The 20908-nt window shown below is 64.6% G+C and carries 21 protein-coding genes; 10 read left to right on the top strand and 11 right to left on the bottom strand.

The annotated features are described in order from the left end of the window. Positions 1-191: 191 nt before the first annotated feature. The 9 genes from VHN57_RS08205 to VHN57_RS08165 all read right to left on the bottom strand — a co-directional run bounded on the left by VHN57_RS08205 (position 192) and on the right by VHN57_RS08165 (position 8705). Positions 192-1835, bottom strand: a complete 1644-nt coding sequence (locus tag VHN57_RS08205) for a TadG family pilus assembly protein (RefSeq protein WP_423283453.1) — start codon at positions 1833-1835, stop codon at positions 192-194. Continuing rightward, the gene (locus tag VHN57_RS08200) at positions 1832-2278 is read right to left on the bottom strand and encodes a TadE/TadG family type IV pilus assembly protein (RefSeq protein ID WP_037506839.1); all 447 of its coding nucleotides are present in this window, start codon (positions 2276-2278) and stop codon (positions 1832-1834) included. The genes VHN57_RS08205 and VHN57_RS08200 overlap by 4 nt, the downstream gene beginning before the upstream one ends. A gap of 166 nt (positions 2279-2444) precedes the next feature. After that, complete coding sequence (locus tag VHN57_RS08195; protein ID WP_423283451.1) at positions 2445-3353, bottom strand: histidine kinase; 909 nt, start codon at positions 3351-3353, stop codon at positions 2445-2447. 123 nt (positions 3354-3476) lie between these two features. Further along, entirely contained in the window at positions 3477-3698 is a 222-nt protein-coding gene (locus VHN57_RS08190; RefSeq protein WP_026108838.1) for a hypothetical protein, read from the bottom strand. A gap of 29 nt (positions 3699-3727) precedes the next feature. Beyond that, positions 3728-4987: an N-succinylarginine dihydrolase gene (locus tag VHN57_RS08185; protein ID WP_278987838.1), complete on the bottom strand. Its 1260-nt coding sequence runs from the start codon at positions 4985-4987 to the stop codon at positions 3728-3730. Beyond that, positions 4984-6003, bottom strand: coding sequence for an arginine N-succinyltransferase (locus VHN57_RS08180; protein ID WP_037506629.1), 1020 nt, complete (start codon positions 6001-6003; stop codon positions 4984-4986). The genes VHN57_RS08185 and VHN57_RS08180 overlap by 4 nt, the downstream gene beginning before the upstream one ends. Before the next feature lie 16 nt (positions 6004-6019). Further along, positions 6020-7237, bottom strand: a complete 1218-nt coding sequence (locus VHN57_RS08175) for a hydrolase (RefSeq protein WP_423283448.1) — start codon at positions 7235-7237, stop codon at positions 6020-6022. A 41-nt stretch (positions 7238-7278) separates the two neighbouring features. After that, positions 7279-8178, bottom strand: coding sequence for a DUF481 domain-containing protein (locus VHN57_RS08170; RefSeq protein WP_010337856.1), 900 nt, complete (start codon positions 8176-8178; stop codon positions 7279-7281). Positions 8179-8219: 41 nt separating this feature from the next. Then, positions 8220-8705: an RNA pyrophosphohydrolase gene (locus VHN57_RS08165; RefSeq protein ID WP_026108839.1), complete on the bottom strand. Its 486-nt coding sequence runs from the start codon at positions 8703-8705 to the stop codon at positions 8220-8222. Between the two features lie 189 nt (positions 8706-8894). Here VHN57_RS08165 and VHN57_RS08160 point away from each other — a divergent pair, with 189 nt between their 5' ends. Together VHN57_RS08160 and VHN57_RS08155 are read left to right on the top strand one after the other, a co-directional pair. Beyond that, positions 8895-10271, top strand: coding sequence for a cryptochrome/photolyase family protein (locus tag VHN57_RS08160; RefSeq protein ID WP_423283445.1), 1377 nt, complete (start codon positions 8895-8897; stop codon positions 10269-10271). Between the two features lie 37 nt (positions 10272-10308). Further along, a complete protein-coding gene (locus VHN57_RS08155; protein WP_278986735.1) occupies positions 10309-11577 on the top strand; it encodes an SAM-dependent methyltransferase in 1269 nt (422 codons plus the stop codon). Here VHN57_RS08155 and VHN57_RS08150 read toward each other — a convergent pair. Together VHN57_RS08150 and purF are read right to left on the bottom strand one after the other, a co-directional pair. Continuing rightward, positions 11574-12290 carry an SDR family NAD(P)-dependent oxidoreductase gene (locus VHN57_RS08150; RefSeq protein ID WP_278986733.1) on the bottom strand — a complete coding sequence of 239 codons (717 nt, stop codon included), beginning with the start codon at positions 12288-12290 and terminating at the stop codon, positions 11574-11576. The genes VHN57_RS08155 and VHN57_RS08150 overlap by 4 nt on opposite strands. A 96-nt stretch (positions 12291-12386) precedes the next feature. After that, the gene (purF, locus tag VHN57_RS08145; protein ID WP_017499557.1) at positions 12387-13847 is read right to left on the bottom strand and encodes an amidophosphoribosyltransferase; all 1461 of its coding nucleotides are present in this window, start codon (positions 13845-13847) and stop codon (positions 12387-12389) included. A gap of 202 nt (positions 13848-14049) precedes the next feature. Between purF and ccmC the strand changes: the two genes are divergently transcribed. From ccmC to VHN57_RS08105, 8 genes are all read left to right on the top strand, one after another. Continuing rightward, a complete protein-coding gene (gene ccmC / locus VHN57_RS08140; protein WP_037519926.1) occupies positions 14050-14772 on the top strand; it encodes a heme ABC transporter permease CcmC in 723 nt (240 codons plus the stop codon). 2 nt (positions 14773-14774) lie between these two features. Next, positions 14775-14906 carry a heme exporter protein CcmD gene (ccmD, locus tag VHN57_RS08135; protein ID WP_004207286.1) on the top strand — a complete coding sequence of 44 codons (132 nt, stop codon included), beginning with the start codon at positions 14775-14777 and terminating at the stop codon, positions 14904-14906. Next, a complete protein-coding gene (ccmE, locus tag VHN57_RS08130; RefSeq protein WP_037519924.1) occupies positions 14903-15349 on the top strand; it encodes a cytochrome c maturation protein CcmE in 447 nt (148 codons plus the stop codon). Before ccmD ends, ccmE begins: the two co-directional genes overlap by 4 nt. Beyond that, positions 15346-17274 carry a heme lyase CcmF/NrfE family subunit gene (locus VHN57_RS08125; RefSeq protein ID WP_278986730.1) on the top strand — a complete coding sequence of 643 codons (1929 nt, stop codon included), beginning with the start codon at positions 15346-15348 and terminating at the stop codon, positions 17272-17274. Before ccmE ends, VHN57_RS08125 begins: the two co-directional genes overlap by 4 nt. Beyond that, on the top strand, positions 17271-17798 hold the full coding sequence (locus VHN57_RS08120; RefSeq protein WP_235682084.1) for a redoxin family protein: 528 nt from the start codon (positions 17271-17273) through the stop codon (positions 17796-17798). The genes VHN57_RS08125 and VHN57_RS08120 overlap by 4 nt, the downstream gene beginning before the upstream one ends. After that, on the top strand, positions 17798-18208 hold the full coding sequence (locus tag VHN57_RS08115; RefSeq protein WP_161730678.1) for a cytochrome c-type biogenesis protein: 411 nt from the start codon (positions 17798-17800) through the stop codon (positions 18206-18208). Before VHN57_RS08120 ends, VHN57_RS08115 begins: the two co-directional genes overlap by 1 nt. Beyond that, positions 18205-18846, top strand: a complete 642-nt coding sequence (locus VHN57_RS08110) for a tetratricopeptide repeat protein (RefSeq protein ID WP_278986728.1) — start codon at positions 18205-18207, stop codon at positions 18844-18846. Before VHN57_RS08115 ends, VHN57_RS08110 begins: the two co-directional genes overlap by 4 nt. Before the next feature lie 133 nt (positions 18847-18979). Continuing rightward, positions 18980-20902: a potassium transporter Kup gene (locus VHN57_RS08105; RefSeq protein ID WP_069336983.1), complete on the top strand. Its 1923-nt coding sequence runs from the start codon at positions 18980-18982 to the stop codon at positions 20900-20902. Positions 20903-20908: the final 6 nt, after the last annotated feature.

Genomic DNA, 20908 nt, shown 5'->3' with positions numbered 1-20908 from the left:
CAAGCCGGCGGCAATGATGGCAAGGGTTTAGAGTCTGTTTGGAAATGCGCCTCTGGCGCATCCGCACCGGCCCGCACCCCGACCCGGCCACCCATCAGGATACCATGTCTGGGCGGCCGGGTGGGGGTGCGGGCCGGTGCCGCATCGAAAATGCGCTTTCCCGCGCATTTTTCAGACAGGTTCTTAGCGCATCAGGCGACCAGGGTCGGCATCCCGCAGCGCATCTGGTGGACCTTGACCGTCGCGGTGCCCAGCTTCACGCCAAGGATGGCGGTGAGGTTGTTCAGCAAGCCGTCGAGAATCTGCGCCGTTTCACCCAGAAGGCTCATGACGGGCGAGATCAGGGGGCTGAGCGGCAGTTGCAGGCCGGCGAGCGTCACCGTGACCTTGGTCTGGTTGGCCAGGCTGGAGGCGACGCCCTGGGTCAGATCCTGGGTGCTGACGGTCTTGCTCTGCTGCCCGGAAATGTCGCTGGGCGTGAACAGCACATTTTGCTGGGTCACGCCGCCCAGCGCGACATTGGCATAGGCATGGATCTGGGTCAGCGATCCGAGGACCGAAGCCAGAGTCGCGGTACGCGGATTGGCGGGCGTCGAGAAATTGGTGAGCGCGGCTTCATCGACGTCACCGATCACCGCCGTCCCGATCGACGGCTTGACCGCCAGCGTCACGCCATTGTTGATGGCCCCTTGATCGCAGACGATATTTGACAATTGCGCTTCGGCCGATGCCAGTTCGACATAGAGCGGGATGCGGATCGTCGCGATCCCGGTAAGCAGGGTGGCGACCCGGCTCTCCAGGAAGATACGGGTCTGTGCCGTGCGCAGAATGAAATTCTTGTCGTTGGTGATGCTGATCAGGGGGGTGCTGGCCTGGCCGGTGCCGGTGATGAGCTTCAGCCGCGTGCTGGTGAGGCCCGGAACGTTCAGGGTCAGGTCCAGCGGCACCGCGGTCGAGGATGGCGGGCTCAGCACCATGCGCAGCATTGAGAAGGAGTCGAGCAGCAGGCTGGGCTGGCCGGTCGAACTGCCGGTCCCCTTCATCGGCCCCAGATCGATGACATCGCTGAGGCGGACGCTCTTGCCCGGCAACTTGCCGCCGATATTGCGAAGCAGGGCGGCCGTGCCGCTATTGTCCGCGGTGTCGGCAATGGCGCCGATGACGTCGGACAACGGAATATTGGCGCCGAACAACTCGCCATAGGCGGCGTCATTGCGGCCGGTGCGGACCTTGAGCGCGTCGGCGAAATGGAGCAGGTCGACGTTCAGGTTGGCCAGCCCCTGATAGTCCATCACCGACAGATTAAGCTCCGTTCCGGCCAGGGCGGACAGGAGCATGTTGGGAAGGCCGCCGCTGAGCGAGGCAAGGCCGGTGCCGATGGAGAAGGCTGCCGCGTCGGAGCGGGCGGCGGTGGCATGGGCGCGCACGTCGACGCCATCCCTGCCGACCAGCAGGCGGCCGAAGAAGAGGGGGGTACGGCGCTGGACCTGGACCTGGATCGCGCTGGCGCGCGGGTCGCCCGATACGAAGCGATTGCCGACCGCGACTGCGCTATTCTGGTCATAATAGCCGGTCTGGACCGCCACCAGGGACACGCCAGGCACGCCGCTCTTGGTCAGTAGCGCTTCGGCGGCCGATCGCCCGCCACTGCTGGCCGCCAGCGCGGCTGCATCGGCCACGCCCTGTAACTGGCGCTTGGCGAGATAGATCGATCCCAGGTCGACGGCGACCGTAGCGGCGCCGGCGAGCATGAATAGGGATCCCGCCAGCAGGACGCTGATGCCGCCGCGCTTGTCGACGAGCAGGCGGCGCATGCGCTTGTGCGGCTGGCTCATGATGCGATCCGCACGACGGCGCTTCGCTGGATCTGGGCAGCGGGCATCGGGAAGATGGCGGCGGAAAAGAAGGGCGCGTTGCTGAGATTATAGGTCAGGGTGACCGTATAATAGCCGCTATTGGAATTGGCGGCGACGCCGATCGTCTGTGCCCCCGGCAGCGGAAAGGATGGGCGGCTGGCATTGACGCTTTCGTCGACCAGCGCCCGTCGCTCGGTCGCGGTCATGCCGGCCACGGCCGCGCGTGCCGCGTCATTGGCCGCCTGCTGCAAGCTGTGGGCGGTCATCAACCAGCCGCCATAGAGCAGGATGCCGAGCAACAGGACGATCATCAGGGGAAGGGCGAAGGCGGCTTCGACGAGCACGCTGCCACGCTCATGGCGGGACATGGCCTGGCCCAGTCGAGCGAGGCGAAGCACCGCATGGAGAGGAGGGTTCCGCATGTCACTCCAATAAAGGCGCAACATTCAAAAAGCGGTATGCGAAATTCACGCACCTTTTGTGCGAATTGTGTAAATCAGAGGCAGTGTTTTCGGGGCTTTTCGGACATTTCGGGGGGATACTGAACGGTCTACACAGACAAATCCGCTACGACCGCTGGATTTTACATCATTGGGAGGCGACTTGGTCGTTTTCGCTCAAGCAGGGCGGTGTCATTACCAGCACGACGCCCTCCGTTCCGTAGGTGCCGCGCAGTTGAACGAGGGCGCCCTCCATGGGAAGCAAGGCGCCGCCATTGGTGAGTAGATGGGCCTGGACCCGGCGGTCGCCCTCGCCGCGCAGCACGGCTTCCAGTTCCTGGCGGAAATGCGGCCGCTGTGGCAGGGCGATGAGGTCGGTCATATAGGCGTTGATCAGGCGGGCTTCGGGGAGCCCGACCAGGGTGCAGATGGTGGCATCGACATATTCGATGAAACCCCGGTTGGAGAGGCGGGCATAGCCGACGCCGCCATGGATGCCCATCGCCTTGAGGATGGCCGATTTGACGTCGGCCAGGCGATGGCGCTGCACGTCGGACGTGATGTCGCGCAGCAGCAGGCCGATCCCGTCTGCGAAGGGAAAGGTTTCGACGTGGAGCCAGCTATCGTCGCGGAAGGGGGAGGGAATATCCGCAGCGCTGATTTCGGCGGATACCTGGCTGTGCCGGGCATGCGCCTCGGTCAGTGTGCCGACCAGTTCTGGCAGCGCATCCCAAAGCATCTGCCCTTCCAGCCGGCGGTCCCAGCGCCGTGCCATGGCCAGCGCGACCGGATTGATCAGGTCGATGCGAAAATCGGCGCGGCACAGGATCAGTCCCTGGGCCATGCGCACGGCCAGTTCGCGCAATCGATCGGGATTTTGATCGAACTCGTCCTGGCTGGCGAGCGCCTTGAACCGGTCCAGCCCCATGAAGACATGGGTTTCGCGGCCATGATGGGTTATCAGCAGGGGGTGTCGCGCGCCGATCTCGCGCCAATGGGCGAAGTTGCGGACCAGTTCCGCAGCGGTGACACTCCTGTCGCTTATGTCGTCCGGCATGGTTGACCCTCTCCCAAATCTGGGTGCAGGCACAAAGACCCTCACCAACGGGTGGCGGCTACGTAATATCCCTTATGTGCGGCGAACTGGTGTTGCTTTGCGAGCAATGGTGATCAGGCAGTATCAAGCGCCGTAACTGCGCTGGAGTTCCAAGGCATCGAGCATTTTTCCGCCCGCCATGAAGACAGCGCCGGAGCAGGCGAGGGCAAGCAACTGGCCGCCGACGCCGGGATATTGATGCATATAGACGACGCCGCGCTCGCTGGCGCCCAGCGCAAGCGCGTAGATCACGAGGAAAGCCTCGAACTTGGTCTTGATCGTGAAGAGGCGTTTGATCCGTTCCATCAGACTCATCCGAGGCTTTCGTCCATCTTCTAAGGCATTAAGTCGCCCGAAAGTTGCAAATGGTCAACAAGGCTTAACCATGATTGTTCGATCCGGGCAATAAGGCGCGTGTCGGACAGGTCGTCGGGCGCAATGGTTTCGGGCCAATAGTCCGAAACGATGCGGGCGATTTCATCCAGGCGCGGCTCATCGACCAGGAAACGCGGGTCGATATCCTTTGGATCCGCGACCACGCGCAGACGCAGGCAGGCGGGACCGCCACCATTGGCCATGGACTGACGGACATCGACGGGAATGAGGCGACGGATCGGGCCATTGCCGGCAACCATCTGTTCCAGCCAGGACCATACGGCCGGGACTGCCTGCGCCTCGCTCGGCAGGATCAGCGCCATGGTGCCGTCAGGAAGCGTGACGAGCTGCGCGTTGAACAAATAGCTCTTGATCGCATCGGCCAGGCTGACGGCGCTGGCGGGCACTTCGACGATCTCCACCGACGGCAACAGCGTGCGCAGCGAGGCGTAGAAGGCCTGCTTGTCGGCGAAAGCCTGTTCATGGGTGAAGAGAACGCGCTCATTGGCGACGGCGACGACGTCATTGTGGAAGGCGCCGGCAGCGATCGCCTCCTGCGACTGCTGCACGAACAGGGTGCGGGCCGGATCGAGGCCGTGAATACGGGCGACGGCCTTGCTGGCCTCGACATGCTGGCGGGCGGGGAAGGGGCCACCCGACTGGCCATAGACGAAAACCTCGACGCCCGGTGCGCCATGGCTGTCGCACAGGCGCATATGATTGGCCGCGCCTTCGTCGCCAAAGGGCGCGGGGATGGGCCCATGCACGGCAAAGGCGCGGGTGTCGGAAAAGGCGAGGCGCAGTTGCGCCAGGGTCTGGGGCCATTCATGGCTGCGATGCGCCATGGTGACGAGATTGGCGACGGTCAGGTGGGTGCGTCCGTCGGCTGTGTCGGCGGCCGGCGAGACGGTCGCGGCGTTGGCGGCCCACATCGACGAGGCCGACATGGCGGCGGCGCGGATATGCGGATCGGCATTGCTGATGTCGGTGCCCAGGGTCGCGAGCCAGGTGCCGTCAGGACGCCATTGCGGCAGGAAAATACCCTGGGCAAGGCCGAGGCGCAGATTGCCGCGCATCTTTTCTATCCCCTGCAGGGCTGCGGCGCGGGGGTGCGACACCGCGCCGGCATTGCGGGATGAGGCCAGATTGCCAAGGCTGAGGCCGGCATAATTATGGCTTGGCCCTACCAGCCCGTCGAAATTGATCTCGCGCACGCTCATGCTCGCCCCGCCATGGTGAATGCCTGTCCGACGTCCAGTTGCAGCAGCGCGGCGCTGGCCGCGTCGAGCGAGATGCTGCCATCCTCGCCCTCCTGCACATAGCCATAGGTGCAGCGATAATCGGCGAGCAGGCCGGTCGACACCAGCATCTTGTCGCCGCCCTTGTCATGGGTCGCCGCCAGCGTCACGTCGCGTGCCTGGGCCACGGTGCGGAGTTGGTCGATCTGACCCACCATGGTCGGGCCGCCGTCGAAAATGTCGACATAGCCGGCGTTCGTGAAGCCCTCGGTCTCCAGCATCCGCATAGCCGCGCGACCATTGGGATGGGGCAGGCCGATGACGGCGCGGGCGCTGTCGGTCAGCATTGCGGTGTAGATCGGCGTCTTGGGCATCAGGTCGGCGATGAACTGGTTGCCGTTGACGGCGTTGAACTCGTCGGCCTCCTGGAAATTCATGCCGAAGAAGCGGCCGGCAAGGCCGTCCCAGAAGGGCGAGCCGCCCGCTTCGTCGATCACGCCGCGCAATTCGGCAATCACCCGGTCGCCGAAGCGATCGCGATGGTTGCGGATATAGAGATAGCGGCTGCGCGCGAGCAGCAGGCCAAGCCCCTCTGCCCGTTCGCGCGGGTGGAGGAAGAGGCCGCCAACCTCGGTCGATCCTTCCAGATCGGTCGTGAGCGAGAGCATTTGTGCGCGGAAGGTGCGGGCCAGTTCGCGGCTGTGCTGGGTCAGCACGCCCAGACGATAGGAATAGAAGGGCCAGCTCTGTCCCACCGTGCTGAAGATCTGGCAGGTGCCGCGCACCTGGCCGGTCTGCGCATTGACCAGCACCAGGACGATCAGATCATCCTTGATCCCGCCATCCTGCCGGCTGAGCGCCTGTTCGGTGCGCTCCAGCTTGGCGGTCAGGGCGGCGCGATCGGGCGGCAGGTTGGTGAAGCCGCCGCCGGTCAGCTTCGCCATTTCATACAAGGTCTGCAGGTCGTCCGCTCGCGCGGTGCGCATGTAGAAACTCAAAAGGCGGTCCTCTCTCTCAATATTGTCCTTGGGCGATCCGCAGCAGTGCCAGCGCGGACAGTTGCGCGCGCTCGGCCAGGCTGTCGCTGATCAGAAATTCGGCGTCGCTGTGGATGCTGCCGCCGCGCACGCCCATGGTGTCGACCACCGGGACGCCGCAGGCCGCGATATTGTTGCCGTCGCACACGCCGCCGGTGTCGCGCCAGCCAATCTCGAGGCCGAGGTCCGCGCCGCAACGCCTGACCAGGCCGAACAGCCGCTCGGCCTTGGCATCCATGGGTTTGGGCGGGCGACCAAAGCCGCCGTGAAGATGCAGGCTGACGCCATGATCGCGGGCGACATCGGCCATGGCCCGATCCAGCAGGGCACGGGCCGCGATTTCGTCGTCCGGCGTGCGCGGGCGGAAATTGACCCGCAGCACGGCATGGTCGGGCACGACATTATTGGGGCTGCCGCCGTCGATCTTGGCGGGGTTGCAGGAAAAGCCGCTGCCGCTGCCGGCCTTCAGCCGCAGCGCGAGATCGGCGGCCGCGAGCAGGGCATTGCGGCCATCGTCGGGGTTGCGGCCGGCGTGGGCGCTGAGGCCGGTGACGACGATCGAGAAATTGCCGCTGCCCGCCCGCGCGCCGGCCAGCGTGCCATCGGGCAGGGCCGGTTCATAGGTGAAGGCGGCGCGCTTGCCGGCGGCGGCCCGACGGAGCAAGGCAGCGGAGGAGGGGCTGCCGACTTCCTCGTCGCTGTTGATGAGCACTTGATAGCCGAGCGTCCGGGGTGCCTCGCTTTGCTCGACTGCTGATAGGGCGGCGAGCATGACGGCGATGCCGCCCTTCATGTCGGCAACGCCGGGGCCGTTGAGAATGCCGGGTCCCAGCCAGCGAAGCGTCTGAAATGGATGATCGACCGGAAAGACCGTATCCATATGCCCCGTCAGCAGCAACTGGACCGGCGCATCGGGGCGGACGGTCAGGCGAAGATGCTGGCCATGGCGGATCACCGATGTGCGGCCATCGGGCGCCACGGTCTCGACCGGATCGGGGTCGATCAGGTCGATCGCGCCCGGCAGCACCGAAAAGGCGTCGGCGAGCGTGGTGGCCATGGTGGCGAGCCCGGTCAGGTTGCGCGATCCGCTGTTGATGCTGGCCCATGCCTCGACCTGTGCCAGCATCGGCGCGGCGGCGGCCTGTTCCAGCAGGGCGGTTTCAGGGGCTGTTACGGGCGGGTGGGTGCCGTTCATCCCGGAGGTCTATCAGAGCGCGGGCGCCTGCTCCACCCCGATCAGAAATCGTAGCTGAGGGTCAGGCGGCTGAGCGTGTCGAAGTCGCGCGCGGACAGCAGGGTCTCCGACTCATACTGCACCGTATAAGACAGGCCAGCGGACAGGCGGGTGCTCACCTTGGTTTGCAACTGTGTCAGAGAATTGACTGAAAATACGTCAGTTTCTGCGTAACCTGCAGCGGTCTGCTTGAAGGTGACATTGGGCGCCAGACGCCAGGCCAGGTCCATAGATGCACGCGCGCCCAGCTTGGTTTCGCGCGGCCCGATCACATATTTGGCATGACGGACGGACGGGCCCAAGTCTAGCGACAGGTCGATCGGCTTGCTGACGATCACCTTGTAACCGATACCGGCCGAGGCGGTGTAGCGCTCGTCATAGCCGATCGAGGGATCGCGTTCGAACTGGGTCAGGCCATAGGCGAAACCGCGCGGGTCGAACTGATAGCGCGGTTCATAGCTGGCGGTGTAGCGTTCGCGCGAGGTGACGCCATTGGCGCGGCGATAATCCACCGTGGCGCTCAGCTTATGGCTCCATTCCAGCCCTTCGCGCTTGACCTGCGCGGCGGCGCTGATGCCGATTTCACTGGTCGAACCGGTCGAGCGGAAGCCGCCGGCCTCCAGCTTGCCGGTCCATAATTCGGTGAAGCGCGCCTCGCGAATCACCGTGTCATGGGTCGCCTTGGTCCGTTCCTTCCAACTGTTGACCATCTGCTGGATCTGGTCGGCCGATTGCGGATTGGTCTGCTTGGCGATCTTGGCGACGGTCGCAATTTCGGTCTCATTGCCATTGGCAATCGCCGCCTCCAGCATCTCGCGAACGGACGGCGGCAGCAGCGCGGGCGCATTGGCCCAGGCCTGGGTGGCAAAGAGAAAGGGCAGGATAGCCAGACAGTGACGCATGCCGCTGTCATAGCGAACCGACCGGGGATTTTAAGCCCCCATCAGATCAAGTCGTGGAATTCCTGCAATATGTCGCGGTAAAGCTTGCGCTTGAACGGCACGATCAGTTCCGGCAGCGTTTCGGGCGCAGCCCATTTCCATTCCCGGAATTCGGGATGCTTGGTCTGGATATCGATATGGCTGTCCTTGCCCAGGAAGCGGGCGAGGAACCAGATCTGGCGCTGGCCGCGATATTTGCCGCCCCACAGCTTGCCGATCAGTTCGGGCGGCAGATCATAGAAATGCTCGTCGCGGCTCTTGGCGATGATCTCGACATGCTCCGGCGTGATCCCGGTCTCTTCGCCCAGTTCACGCAGCGCCGCCGTCTTGGCGTCTTCGCCGTCGTCGATCCCGCCCTGCGGCATCTGCCAGGCTTCCACGACATTATCGAGGCGCTGACCCACGAAGACCTTGCCCGCCATGTTGACCAGCATGATCCCGACGCACGGCCGGTAATTCAGTTCTGCATTATCTGGCATCGACGCCATGTCTTCCCCTGCATCGCTGCAGCCATGGCCGGTTGACGACCCATGGCTAGTGTATTGGGTTCCAGAATAGGCGGCGGCGATGCGCGCGTCCATTGGCCGAATCGACATTCATCGGATTTGCCGGGCATCTCCTGGAAGGGCGCGGAAAATTCATTTGGAACCGGGGGACTAGGCAGGCATTGGGCGGACATGCCATCCCCCATCATCATCTGGTTCCGCCAGGATCTGCGCCTCTCGGATCAGGCGGCGCTCGCCGCCGCCGCGCAGGCCGGCCCGGTCATTCCGCTCTATATCCTTGACGATGAAAGCCCGCGCCAATGGGCGATGGGTGGTGCGTCGCGCTGGTGGCTGCATCACAGCCTCGCCAGCCTGGACGAGCGACTGAGGGGTAAGGGATCGCGATTGATCCTGCGGCGCGGACGCTGCGTCGATGTGCTGGCGCAGGTGGCCAAGGACAGCGGCGCGCAGGTCGTTCATGCGATCCGCCATCATGAACCCTGGTGGCGCAACGCCGAAAAGGCGGTGGCAAGGCAGATCGACCTGCGGCTTCATGACGGCGGGCTGCTATTGCCAGTGGAGGCGGTGCGGACGGGTGGCGGGACGCCCTATCGCATCTACACGCCCTTTTCTCGCGCGGTGATGCTGCACATGCCACCCGCGCCACCACAGCCCGCGCCGCAGCGGATCGAGGCGCCATCGCACTGGCCGGACAGCGACAGGCTGGAAGGCTGGAACTTGTTGCCGCGCGACCCGGACTGGGCGAGCGGCTTCCCTGCCGACTGGTCGCCGGGCGAAGAGGGGGCAAAGCGCTATCTCGACAGTTTTCTAGGAGAAGTCGGTGACTATGCGGTCGCGCGCGATCTGCCGTCGCAGGAGGGAACGTCCCGCCTGTCCCCGCATCTCCATTTCGGGGAGATTTCGCCGGCCAAGGTCTGGCATCGGGTGGCGAAGGCGCCGGGCGACGCGACCGTCTATCTCAAGGAACTGATCTGGCGTGATTACGCGCATAATCAGGTCTGGGCCCTGCCGACCTATGGATCGGAAAATGCCCAGCCGGCCTTCGATGCCATGCACTGGCGCGATCTGCGCGAGGCGCGAGGCGACTGGACCGCATGGAAACGGGGCCGGACCGGCTATCCGATCGTCGATGCCGGCATGCGCCAGCTCTGGCAGACGGGCTGGATGCACAATCGGGTGCGGATGATCGCGGCCAGTTTCCTCATCAAGCATCTGCTGATCGACTGGCGCCATGGCGCGCGCTGGTTCTGGGACACGTTGGTCGACGCGGATTATGCCAATAACAGCGTCAACTGGCAGTGGGTGGCGGGCAGCGGCGTCGATGCCAATCTCTTCACCCGGATCATGGCGCCGCTGACCCAGTCGGACAAATTCGATGCCGCCGACTATATCCGCCAATGGGTGCCGGAACTGGCGCATCTCGACGATCGCGTCATCCATGATCCGGATTTTCATGGGGTTAGACCATCATCCTATCCCGAAAAGCGGATCGGCCATCGCGAAGGTCGCGAGCGCGCGCTGGCGGCCTATCGTCAGATGAGGGGGTGATTGCAGCGACGCGCGGCATGGGGCAGAAAGAGGCCCGATGAATGCAGTCGACCCCCGTCGCGGCAAGGCCGCATTGTCGATCCGGCGCCCGCCGGCAGACCGGACGCCGGGATGGCGGGCGCGCCTGTTCGCGCCGCTTTTCCATCACATGCTCGATCGCATCGACCAGGGACTGGAGCAGGGCTCGCTGGACGCGACTTTGCCGGACGGCACGCGCCGGCTGTTGGGCGGACGGACGCCCGGATTCGACTGTGTCGTGGACCTGGTCGACTGGCGCGCCTTGGTGCGACTGGCGATGGGTGGCTCGGCGGGCTGGTATCGCGCCTGGGCGGCGGGCGAGTGGCGCAGTGCCGATCCGGTGCCGCTGTTCGCGCTGTTCATGGCCAATGCGGTATCGCTGGGCCGCGTTGCCCGGCCTCATGGACCGGCACGCTGGGCAGGACGGCTACTGCATTGGGCGCGGCGCAACAACCGTAACGGCTCGCGCCGGAACATCGCCTTCCATTATGATCTGGGTAATGACTTCTACAGCCTATGGCTGGACAGGAATATGCATTATTCCAGTGCCTTGTTCCTCAATCCGCAGGATCGGATCGAAAGCCTGGAACGGGCGCAGCAGCGCAAGGTGGACGCCCTGCTGGAACGGCTTGACCTTCGCGACGGACAGGCGCTGCTGGAAATCGGATGCGGCTGGGGCGGCCTCGCCGAACAGGCGATGGAGCGCTGTGCCATCCGATATGACGGGCTGACCCTGTCGGTCGAGCAGGCTGATTATGCGCGCGATCGGCTGGGGTCCGGCGCGCAAATCCACCTGACCGACTATCGCGACGCACAGGGGCAATATGACGCCATCGCCAGCGTGGAAATGGTGGAGGCGGTCGGCCAGCATTATTGGCCCGACTATCTGGATGCGGTCGCGCGCCTGCTGAAGCCCGGCGGCCGCGCCGCGATCCAGTATATTTTGATCGACGACGCGATCTTCGATCATTATGCGCGCGGCGCCGATTTCATCCAGACCTACATCTTCCCCGGCGGCATGCTGATATCCGAAAGTCGCTTTCGGACGTTGGCGCAGGAACGCGGGCTGGAATGGCGCGACGTGCGCCGCTTTGGCGGCCATTATGCCGAAACGCTGCGCCGCTGGCGCGAGCGGTTCGATCGGGCGATCGACGAAGGGCGATTGCCGGCCAGTTTCGACCAGCATTTCGTCGGCTTGTGGCGCTATTATCTGATGTATTGCGAAGGCGGTTTCCGGGGCGGCACCATTGATGTCGCCCAGGTCACGCTGGTGAAGTCGGCCGCTTAACCCTCTACACGCAGGCGGTGGCCGTTCGGGGCATCGCTCAGCACCAGATCATGGATCGCCTTGGCGACCGTCTCCGGCCCCTTGAGCGTTGCCGGATCCTCGCCGGGGAAGGCGCGGGCGCGCATCGCGGTGCGGGTGGCGCCGGGATCGACGATATGGGTGCGAATGGCGGAGATGTTCTTCATCTCCTCGCCATAGGCGCCGACCAGCGTTTCGAGTGCGGCCTTGGACGCGCCATAGGCGCCCCAATAGGCGCGCGGGGTGGCGCCGACCGAGGATGTCAGGGCAATGACCCGCGCGTCGGCGCTGGCCCGCAGCATCGGATCGAAAGCGGCGATCAGCGCCTGGGGCGCAGCGATGTTGAGCATCAGCAGCCGGGCAAATTCCTTGGCATCGATCGCCGGAACCGATGCCAGCGACCCGAGCGTCGCCGCGTTGAGGACGAGGATGTCGAGTGCCTTCCAGCGGCCAGAAATGGCCTGGGCCAGGCGGCCGATGCTTTCGCCGTCGATCAGGTCGAGCGGCGCGATGGTGGCGCTGCCGCCGGCCTGATGAATGCGGTCTTCCACCTCTTCCAGTCCGCCGCTGGTGCGCGCGGTCAGGATCACATGGGCGCCGGCTGCGGCCAGCGCTTCCGCCGTGGCCGCGCCGATGCCCCGGCTGGCGCCGGTGACGAGCGCAAGTTTTCCGAACAGCGGCAAGGTATCAGACATCGGCTCTCCGTTCGCCCCGGCCGATGCCGGGTGTCGTCGTGGGAAAAGGGAAGGGCGGGGTCGTGCGACCCCGCCCGGTCGGGCCTTGCCCGTGGATCAGGAGACCCGTTCTGCCAGCAGTTCGAACTGGTTTTCGACCACCGCTTCATCCTGGTCGGTGAGCTTGGTCGGATAGTCGCCGGTGAAACAGGCGTCGCAATATTGCGGACGGATGTCGGCGCGCTTCGCCTCGCCCAGCGCCTTGTACAGGCCGTCGATCGAGATGAAGGCCAGGCTGTCGGCGTGGATGAAGTCCTGCATGCCGCCAATGTCCAGCTTGTGCGCCAGCAGCTTGGTGCGCTCGGGCGTATCAACGCCATAGAAGCAGCTATGCTTGGTCGGCGGCGATGCGATGCGCATATGCACTTCGGCCGCGCCCGCTTCGCGCATCATCTGCACGATCTTTAGCGAAGTGGTGCCGCGCACGATCGAGTCGTCGATCAGCACGATGCGCTTGCCCTGGATCAGGGCGCGGTTGGCATTATGCTTCAGCTTGACGCCCAGATGGCGGACCTTGTCGCCCGGCTGGATGAAGGTGCGGCCGATATAATGCGACCGGATGATGCCCAGTTCGAACGGGATGCCCGATTCCTGCGCATAGCCGATGGCGGCCGGTACGCCGCTGTCGGGCACCGGGATGACATAGTCGGCCTCGACCGGATTTTCGATCGCCAGCTGCGCGCCGATCGCCTTGCGGACCGAATAGACGCTGGAATTGTCGATGATGGAATCGGGGCGGCTGAAATAGACATGCTCGAAGATGCAGGGGCGCGGATGCACTTCGCCGAACGGGCGGATCGAGCGCATTTCGCCATCCTTGGTGACGATGACGAGTTCGCCCGGATCGATCGAGCGGACATAGTCGGCGCCGACCACGTCGAGCGCGACGGTTTCCGAAGCGAAGATGGTCGAATCACCCAGCTTGCCCATCACCAGCGGGCGGATGCCCAGCGGATCGCGGCAGGCGATCATGCCCTCGGGGGTCATGACGATCAGCGAATAGGCGCCTTCGATCTGCTTGAGCGCGTCGATGAACTTGTCGAGCAGGGTGCGATAATTGGACGTCGCGACCAGATGGATGATGACTTCGGTGTCCGAGGTCGACTGGAAGATGGAGCCGCGGCGGATCAGTTCGCGGCGGACCTTCATCGCGTTGGAGATATTGCCGTTATGGGCAACCGCGAAACCGCCGGAATTGAGTTCGGCATAGAGCGGCTGGACATTGCGCAGCGAGGTTTCGCCGGTGGTCGAGTAACGGACATGGCCACAGGCCGTGTCGCCGGGAAGGCCCCGAATCACCTCGTCGCGGTCGAAATTGCCGGCGACATGGCCCATGGCGCGATGGGTATGGAAATCATGCCCGTCCCAGCTGGTGATGCCTGCCGCTTCCTGGCCGCGATGCTGCAGGGCGTGAAGGCCGAGCGCTACCATCGCGGACGCGGTTTCTGCGCCAGATACGCCAAAAATGCCGCATTCTTCGCGCAACTTGTCGTCGTCGAAAGGATTCGTCGTAATCATGGGTGTGAGCGGGTCCATTGCCGTTCCTGACCACCCCTCTGGGGCGACCTTTCGCGCGCATATAGTCCCTCCCGCTCGATTTGTCGCCTGCCTGTAACAAAAAAGCGTGGCCAATCGTGGCAACGCTGCGTTTTGCTGGCTTTTCCATGGGCTAAACGGCCACTGGCGTTGACGTTCGGGTGTCGCTAAGAAACCTGTACTCATGCACCGTTTTGCCAATCCCGCCCGCTTCCTGAAGATCGCCCGTCCGATGACGGGCTGGCTGTTCTGGCCCGGCCTCGTGCTGCTGCTGGCCGGCTGCGCTTCGGGTCTGTTCCTGACGCCGGCGGATTATCTGCAGGGCGATACGGTGCGCATACTCTATATACATGTGCCGGCCGCGTGGCTCGGCATGGCGGGCTGGACCGGCATCGCCGTGTCCGGGCTGATGCAACTGGTCTGGCGCCATCCGCTGGCTTCCGTAGCCGGCCGCGCGATCGCGGCGCCGGGCGCGCTGTTCACCGCCATCTGCCTGATGACCGGTTCGATCTGGGGGCGGCCGACCTGGGGCACCTGGTGGGAATGGGACGGGCGCATGACATCGATGCTGGTGCTGCTCTTCCTTTATCTGGGCTATATCGCCCTGGCCAATGCATCGGCGCGGCAGGGGCAGGGCGGTGTCAGCCCGGTGACCGCCATCTTCGGCCTGGTCGGCGCGATCAACATCCCGATCATCAATCGGTCGGTGGTCTGGTGGAACAGCCTGCACCAAGGGCCGAGCATCACGATGCGCGGATCGAGCATCGACGGATCGATGCTCTGGCCGCTCGGCCTGACGCTGTTCGGCTTCACCTTGTTGTTCGCCGCGATCGTGCTGATGCGGATGCGGGCAATATTGGCACAAAATAAGGTCGAGGCGCGGATGCAGCGCCTGACGAGAGGGTAGAGATGAACCAATGGGCTTTCGTGATCGCCGCCTATGCCGTGACGGCCGTAGGCACGGCGATCGTCACCATCGCCAGCTGGCGCGCGATGCGATCGGCGGAACGTCAGGCCGAACGACTGTCTGACCGGACATGAAGGCCAAGCATCAACGGCTTATCCTGGCGCTCGCAGCGCTGGTGGCGATCATCGGTGCCGGGTTGCTCGCCGTATCGGCGCTGAAGGACGAAGCGGCCTATTTCTACGCGCCCAACGACGTGAAGACCAAGGGTGTGGAGCCCGGCAAGGCGATCCGTCTGGGCGGCATGGTGGTGAAGGGCAGCCTCGAGCGTGCGGCCGATGGCGTGACGATCAATTTCGACGTGACCGACGGCAAGGCAACCGTGCCGGCAACCTTCAGCGGCATCGCGCCTGACCTGTTCAAGGAAGGCAGCGGCGTGGTCGCGGAGGGCGCTTTTGATCGGCAGGGGCGGTTCGTCGCCACCAATTTGCTGGCCAAGCATGACGAGCGCTACATGCCGCGCGAGCTGGACGGCATGACCTATAATGAAACCACGCATGAGATGAAGGCCGCGCCATGATTGCCGAAGCCGGTCTCGCCGCCCTGTGGTTTGCCGCGGTCCTCGCGCTGCTCCAGCTGTTTCTGGTCGGCATGGGGTTGGCGGGCGGCAAGGGCGAGGTGCTGGGCGCCGTCCGACCTGTCGCTGTTTTGCAAGGCGTGCTGACGGCAGCCGCCTTTGTCGCGCTGATCAGCCTGTTCCTGCGGTCCGACATGTCGGTGCTGCTGGTGGCGACCAACAGCCATTCGGCCAAGCCATGGCTCTACAAGTTCGCCGGAACCTGGGGCAATCATGAAGGGTCGATGCTGCTCTGGGTCACGGTAATGGGCGTCGCTGGAGCCGCAGTGGCCCTGTTCGAGCGCGCGTTGAAGCGCGACGCGCATATGGCGACGCTGGGGGCGCAGGCGGCGATCAGCCTCGGTTTCTATGCCTTCTTGCTCTTCTCCTCCAATCCCTTCGCCCGCATTTCCCCGGCACCGGCGGACGGGCAGGGGCTCAACCCGCTGCTGCAGGATCCCGGCCTCGCCTTCCATCCGCCGACGCTCTATCTCGGCTATGTTGGCCTGTCGGTCGCCTTTTCCTTCGCAGTCGGCGCCTTGCTGACGCGGCAGGTAGATGCCGCGTTCGCCCGCGCCATGCGGCCCTGGGTGCTGGCCGCCTGGGTGATGCTGACGCTTGGCATCACCGCGGGCAGCTATTGGGCCTATTATGAGCTGGGCTGGGGCGGCTGGTGGTTCTGGGATCCGGTCGAAAATGCGTCGCTTATGCCCTGGTTGGCGGCAACCGCGCTGCTGCATAGCGTGACCGTGCTGGCGACCCGCGACGCGCTGCGCGCCTGGACGGTGATGCTGGCCGTCGTCGCCTTCTCCATGTCGATGGTCGGCACCTTCCTGGTCCGGTCGGGCATATTGACCAGCGTCCATGCCTTCGCCGTCGATCCGGAGCGGGGTAGCTTCATCCTGGCCTTGCTGGCGCTCTATATCGGCGGCGCTTTGGCTCTGTTCGGCTGGCGGATCGGCACGGTGCGCGAGGGCGCGCCGTTCGAACTGGTAAGCCGCGAAACCTTCCTGGTGGTCAACAACCTGTTGCTTTCGGTGATCCTCGGGCTGGTGCTGATCGGCACGCTTTACCCGCTGATGACCGAAGCATTCGGACACAAGGTGTCGGTCGGCGCGCCCTATTTCGATCGCATTGCCGGGCCGATCGCGCTCGCCCTGCTGATCGTCATGGCGGCGGGGCCGCTTACCCGCTGGCGCCGGGATCAGGTGCGCGCCGTGGCCGGGCGCATGCTTGTTCCGACTGCGGTCGCACTGGCGGCCGTGGTGCTGGTTGGTGCGCTCGCCTGGGGCCGGATCGGGCTGTTGCCCTATTGCGGGCTGGTGGTGGCGCTGGCCGTCGGCGTGGGATCGCTGGCACCGCTGTGGAAGCGCAACCTGCGCCGCACGCCGCTCTTCACCTATGGTATGGTGATCGCCCATCTGGGCTGTGCCGTCAGCCTGGCGGGCATGGCCTGCGATTCGGCGTTCACGGTCGAGAAGCTGGTGGCAGTCCGACCGGGCGACAGCATCGAGACGGCTGGCTGGACGCTGCGCTTCCAGCGCATCCTGCCGCTTGCTGGCGACAATTGGACGGCGTTGCAGGCGGACGTCATTGCGGAGGGCAGCGGCCGCGCGGTCGTGATCCATCCGCAGTCACGCTTCTTCGCCTCGCCGCCGACGACCACGACCGAGGCGGCCCTGCTGACCCGGTGGAATGGCCAGCTCTATGTCGTGCTGGGGCAGGAAGCCGATGCCGGCCGCTGGCAGATGCGGATCTGGTGGAAGCCGTTCGTGACGCTGATCTGGCTGGGCGGCATCATGATCGCGCTGGGCGGCCTGCTGGCGCTGGTCGGGCGGGAACGGCGCGGCTGGCTAATGAAATGGCGGGCGCGGAAGGCAATGGCATGAGGAAGCTGCTGATCTGGCTACCGCTTGTCCTGTTCCTCGGCTTCTTCGCGCTGTTCGCAAGCGGCCTGTTCAAGCCGGATGACCGCGTCATCACCTCCAAGCTGATTGGCCAGGCTTTGCCGGCCTTCACCCTGCCGGCTGCTGCCAGCGATCGTCCCGCGCTCGCCAGCACGCAATTGGCGGATGGCAAGCCGCGCCTGCTCAACATCTTTGCCAGCTGGTGCATTCCCTGCGCGGCGGAGGCGCCGCAACTGATGGCGCTCAAGCAGGCTGGGGTGGCGATAGACGCGATCGCGATCCGCGATGCCCGGCCCGATGTCGACGCCTTCCTGGCGCGCAACGGCAATCCCTATAGCCGGATTGGCCTGGATGCGCGCAGTGGCGTGCAGATCGCGCTGGGCTCGTCAGGCGTGCCGGAAACCTTCGTGATCGATGGCAGGGGCAGGATCGCCTATCAGCATATTGGTGACATCCGCGCCGATGACGTGCCGATGTTGCTGCAACGGCTGAAGGACGCACAATGATGAGGGGGCTGCTTTCTCTTCTCCTGTTGATGCTGGCAGCGCCGGTTCAGGCGCAGACCGCCCTGCCGCCCGCGCCCTATGCCGACCGGCAGCTTGATGACCCGGCGCTGGAGCGCAAGGCGAAGGCGCTGATGGAAACCATCCGCTGCCTGACCTGCCAGAGCCAGTCGATCGCCGATTCGAACGCCAGCATGGCTGGCGACATGCGCTCCGAGATACGCGAGCGGATCAGGTCGGGGGAGGAGCCTGAGCATATCAGGCGCTGGCTGATCGAGCGCTATGGCGACTGGGTCAGCTATGAGCCGACGGCCGCGCCGATCCTCTGGCCGTTATGGGCGGCGCCGATAATCCTGCTGTCATTGGGGCTGTTGTTGATGCGCGGACGGATCAAGCGGAGGCCGCGGGCATGACGGGCTGGATCATTGCTTTCGGCCTCGCCATCATGGCCATGGCGGTGCTCTGCTTCATCGGGCGTATCCCGCGCGTGACGCGGGAGATCGTTGCGGCGACTTTGTTGGTCGGCCTCGCGGGCTATGCCTGGCAGGGGCATCCCGGCCTTGCCGGCGCACCGCGACAGGTCGCGGCCGAGAAGGAAGCGCAGTTCGACGAGAAGCTGGCGGAGCGACGCCGCAGCCTGGCGGAGCGCTATGGCCCGGCCGGCCAATGGTTGATCATGTCGGATTCCTACGGGCGGCGCGGCCTGACCAAGGAGGCCGCCAATGTCCTGCTGTCCGGCCTCAAGCAGACGCCGGAAGACGCCAATCTGTGGCTGGGCATGGGGAATGCGCTGGTCGCGCATGCCGATGGCGTGGTCGCGCCGGCGGCGGACTATGCCTATCGCCAGGCGCTGCGGCTGGACCCGGAAGGACCGGCGCCGCGCTATTTCTATGGCCTTGCTTTGGCCCAGGCGGGGCAATTGGACGCCGCGCGCAAACAATGGTTGCCGCTGGCGCAATCGGCGCCCGAAGGCAGCAAGATCAAAGCGGAACTGCAGGCCAATATCGCGCGTATCGATGCCATGCTGGCGATGGATGCGGCTTCGCGATGATCCGCATCGGGGCGATCATTGCGTGAACCCTGTGCCCATGGTAGGGGCCGGCGGTTTGCTGGGCTCCGTCCTTGGAATGAGAATTGCCCTGGCAAGGGTTGCGACATGATATTGATGATCGAGCATTTCCTTCATGGCTGATGACAGCGCGGTCGCCGTCCCCGAAGACGGCGAGCAGGAAGGGCATGGCCATGCCCGCCAGAAAGCCACGGCCAAGCTGGTCGTCGGCGCGATCGGCATCGTCTTCGGCGATATCGGCACCAGCCCGCTCTACGCCTTCCGCGAAACCTTTGCGGGCCACCATCATCTCGACCTCGATCCCGACCATATATTGGGCGTCATCAGCCTGATGTTCTGGTCGATGATGCTGGTCGTGACGCTTAAATATGTCAGCATCATCATGCGCGCCGACAATAAGGGCGAGGGCGGTAGCCTGGCGCTGCTGGCGCTGATCAACGGCCAGACTAAGACGCAGCGCTGGTCGCGCGGCATCGTGCTGCTGGGCGTGTTCGCGACGTCGCTCTTCTACGGCGATTCGATGATCACGCCGGCGGTTTCCGTGCTGTCGGCGGTGGAAGGCCTGGCGGTCTATAATGCCAATCTGGCGCCGGCGATCCTGCCGGTCGCGGTGCTGATCCTGCTTGGATTGTTCTGGATCCAGGGGTTGGGGACCAACAAGGTTGCGACCCTGTTCGGCCCGATCATGCTGATCTATTTCGTGACGATCGCGTCGCTCGGCGTGCTCAGCATCGTCAAGACGCCGGGCATTCTCTACGCCTTTAATCCTTATTGGGCGGTGATGTTCTTTGCCACCGATCCGCTGCCCGCCTTCCTGGCGCTGGGCTCGGTGGTGCTGGCGGTGACGGGCGCCGAAGCGCTCTATGCCGATATGGGCCATTTCGGCCGCAGCCCGATCCGCGTGTCCTGGCTGATCTTCGTGCTGCCGGCGCTGATGCTCAACTATATGGGGCAGGGCGCGCTGCTCTTCCGGGAGGGTGCCGCGGCGCTGCACAGCCCCTTCTACAATCTCGCGCCCCAATGGATGCAGTTGCCGCTGATCGGCCTTGCCACGCTGGCGGCGATCATCGCCTCGCAGGCGGTGATATCCGGCGCTTTCTCGGTCACGCAGCAGGCGATCCAACTCGGCTTCATGCCGCGTTTGCGGATCGAGCATACCAGCGCCTCGACGGCCGGCCAGATCTACATTCCCCTGATCAACTGGGGCCTGATGGTGATGGTCATCCTGCTGGTGCTGGTGTTCAAGACATCGTCCAACCTGACCGCGGCCTATGGCATTGCCGTCACCGGTGCGATGTTCATCGACAATGTGCTGCTGACCGTGGTGCTCTATCGGCTGTGGCACTGGAAATGGTATTATGCCGCGCCGCTGCTTGCCGTCTTCTACCTGGTCGATGGCGCCTATCTGGCGGCCAATCTGACCAAGGTGCCCGACGGCGGCTGGTTCCCGCTGCTGATCGGCTTCGTCGTCTTCACCTTGTTGACCACCTGGTCTCGTGGGCGCCGGCTGGTGCAGGAACGGCTGCGCGAGGCAGCAATGCCGATCCCGGTATTCGTGGCTTCGGCCGCCAACAGCGCCGTGCGCGTGCCGGGCACCGCTGTTTTCATGACTTCGACGCCCGATGGCGTGCCGCATGCGCTGCTGCATAATCTCAAGCACAACAAGGTGCTGCACGAGCGGGTGATCCTGCTGACCGTCAAGATCAAGGATGTGCCCGTGGTCGAGGATGACGGCCGGTGCAAGCTGGAGGATCTGGGGCGCGGCTTCTTCCGTCTGGTGCTGCAATATGGCTTCATGCAGGAGCCGGATGTTCCGGCCGCGCTCAAGAATGTCACCGGCTGCGGTCAGGCGTTCAAGATGATGGACACCAGCTTCTTCCTGGCGCGCCAGACGCTGCTGCCTTCGGCCAATCCCGGCATGCCGCTGTGGCGCGAGAAGATCTTCGCCTGGATGCTCCGCAACGCGGAAAGCGCGATGGAATTTTTCCGCCTGCCGACCAACCGCGTTGTCGAACTGGGTAGCCAGGTCGAGATTTGACCGGCC

It is taken from the genome of Sphingobium salicis subsp. salicis (assembly GCF_049472635.1).
Taxonomy (GTDB): domain Bacteria; phylum Pseudomonadota; class Alphaproteobacteria; order Sphingomonadales; family Sphingomonadaceae; genus Sphingobium; species Sphingobium yanoikuyae_A.
This window is presented reverse-complemented; position numbering and strand designations above follow the sequence as displayed.

Coding starts and splice junctions, on each gene's coding strand:
- VHN57_RS08150 (WP_278986733.1), bottom strand. CDS start 12,290: ATGTCTGATACCTTGCCGCTGTTCGGAAAACTTGCGCTCGTCACCGGC.
- ccmC (WP_037519926.1), top strand. CDS start 14,050: ATGCACCGTTTTGCCAATCCCGCCCGCTTCCTGAAGATCGCCCGTCCG.
- VHN57_RS08175 (WP_423283448.1), bottom strand. CDS start 7,237: ATGAACGGCACCCACCCGCCCGTAACAGCCCCTGAAACCGCCCTGCTG.
- VHN57_RS08155 (WP_278986735.1), top strand. CDS start 10,309: ATGAATGCAGTCGACCCCCGTCGCGGCAAGGCCGCATTGTCGATCCGG.
- VHN57_RS08110 (WP_278986728.1), top strand. CDS start 18,205: ATGACGGGCTGGATCATTGCTTTCGGCCTCGCCATCATGGCCATGGCG.
- ccmD (WP_004207286.1), top strand. CDS start 14,775: ATGAACCAATGGGCTTTCGTGATCGCCGCCTATGCCGTGACGGCCGTA.
- VHN57_RS08170 (WP_010337856.1), bottom strand. CDS start 8,178: ATGCGTCACTGTCTGGCTATCCTGCCCTTTCTCTTTGCCACCCAGGCC.
- VHN57_RS08185 (WP_278987838.1), bottom strand. CDS start 4,987: ATGAGCGTGCGCGAGATCAATTTCGACGGGCTGGTAGGGCCAAGCCAT.
- VHN57_RS08105 (WP_069336983.1), top strand. CDS start 18,980: ATGGCTGATGACAGCGCGGTCGCCGTCCCCGAAGACGGCGAGCAGGAA.
- VHN57_RS08120 (WP_235682084.1), top strand. CDS start 17,271: ATGAGGAAGCTGCTGATCTGGCTACCGCTTGTCCTGTTCCTCGGCTTC.
- purF (WP_017499557.1), bottom strand. CDS start 13,847: ATGATTACGACGAATCCTTTCGACGACGACAAGTTGCGCGAAGAATGC.
- VHN57_RS08160 (WP_423283445.1), top strand. CDS start 8,895: ATGCCATCCCCCATCATCATCTGGTTCCGCCAGGATCTGCGCCTCTCG.
- VHN57_RS08200 (WP_037506839.1), bottom strand. CDS start 2,278: ATGCGGAACCCTCCTCTCCATGCGGTGCTTCGCCTCGCTCGACTGGGC.
- VHN57_RS08115 (WP_161730678.1), top strand. CDS start 17,798: ATGAGGGGGCTGCTTTCTCTTCTCCTGTTGATGCTGGCAGCGCCGGTT.
- ccmE (WP_037519924.1), top strand. CDS start 14,903: ATGAAGGCCAAGCATCAACGGCTTATCCTGGCGCTCGCAGCGCTGGTG.
- VHN57_RS08195 (WP_423283451.1), bottom strand. CDS start 3,353: ATGCCGGACGACATAAGCGACAGGAGTGTCACCGCTGCGGAACTGGTC.
- VHN57_RS08205 (WP_423283453.1), bottom strand. CDS start 1,835: ATGAGCCAGCCGCACAAGCGCATGCGCCGCCTGCTCGTCGACAAGCGC.
- VHN57_RS08165 (WP_026108839.1), bottom strand. CDS start 8,705: ATGGCGTCGATGCCAGATAATGCAGAACTGAATTACCGGCCGTGCGTC.
- VHN57_RS08190 (WP_026108838.1), bottom strand. CDS start 3,698: ATGGAACGGATCAAACGCCTCTTCACGATCAAGACCAAGTTCGAGGCT.
- VHN57_RS08125 (WP_278986730.1), top strand. CDS start 15,346: ATGATTGCCGAAGCCGGTCTCGCCGCCCTGTGGTTTGCCGCGGTCCTC.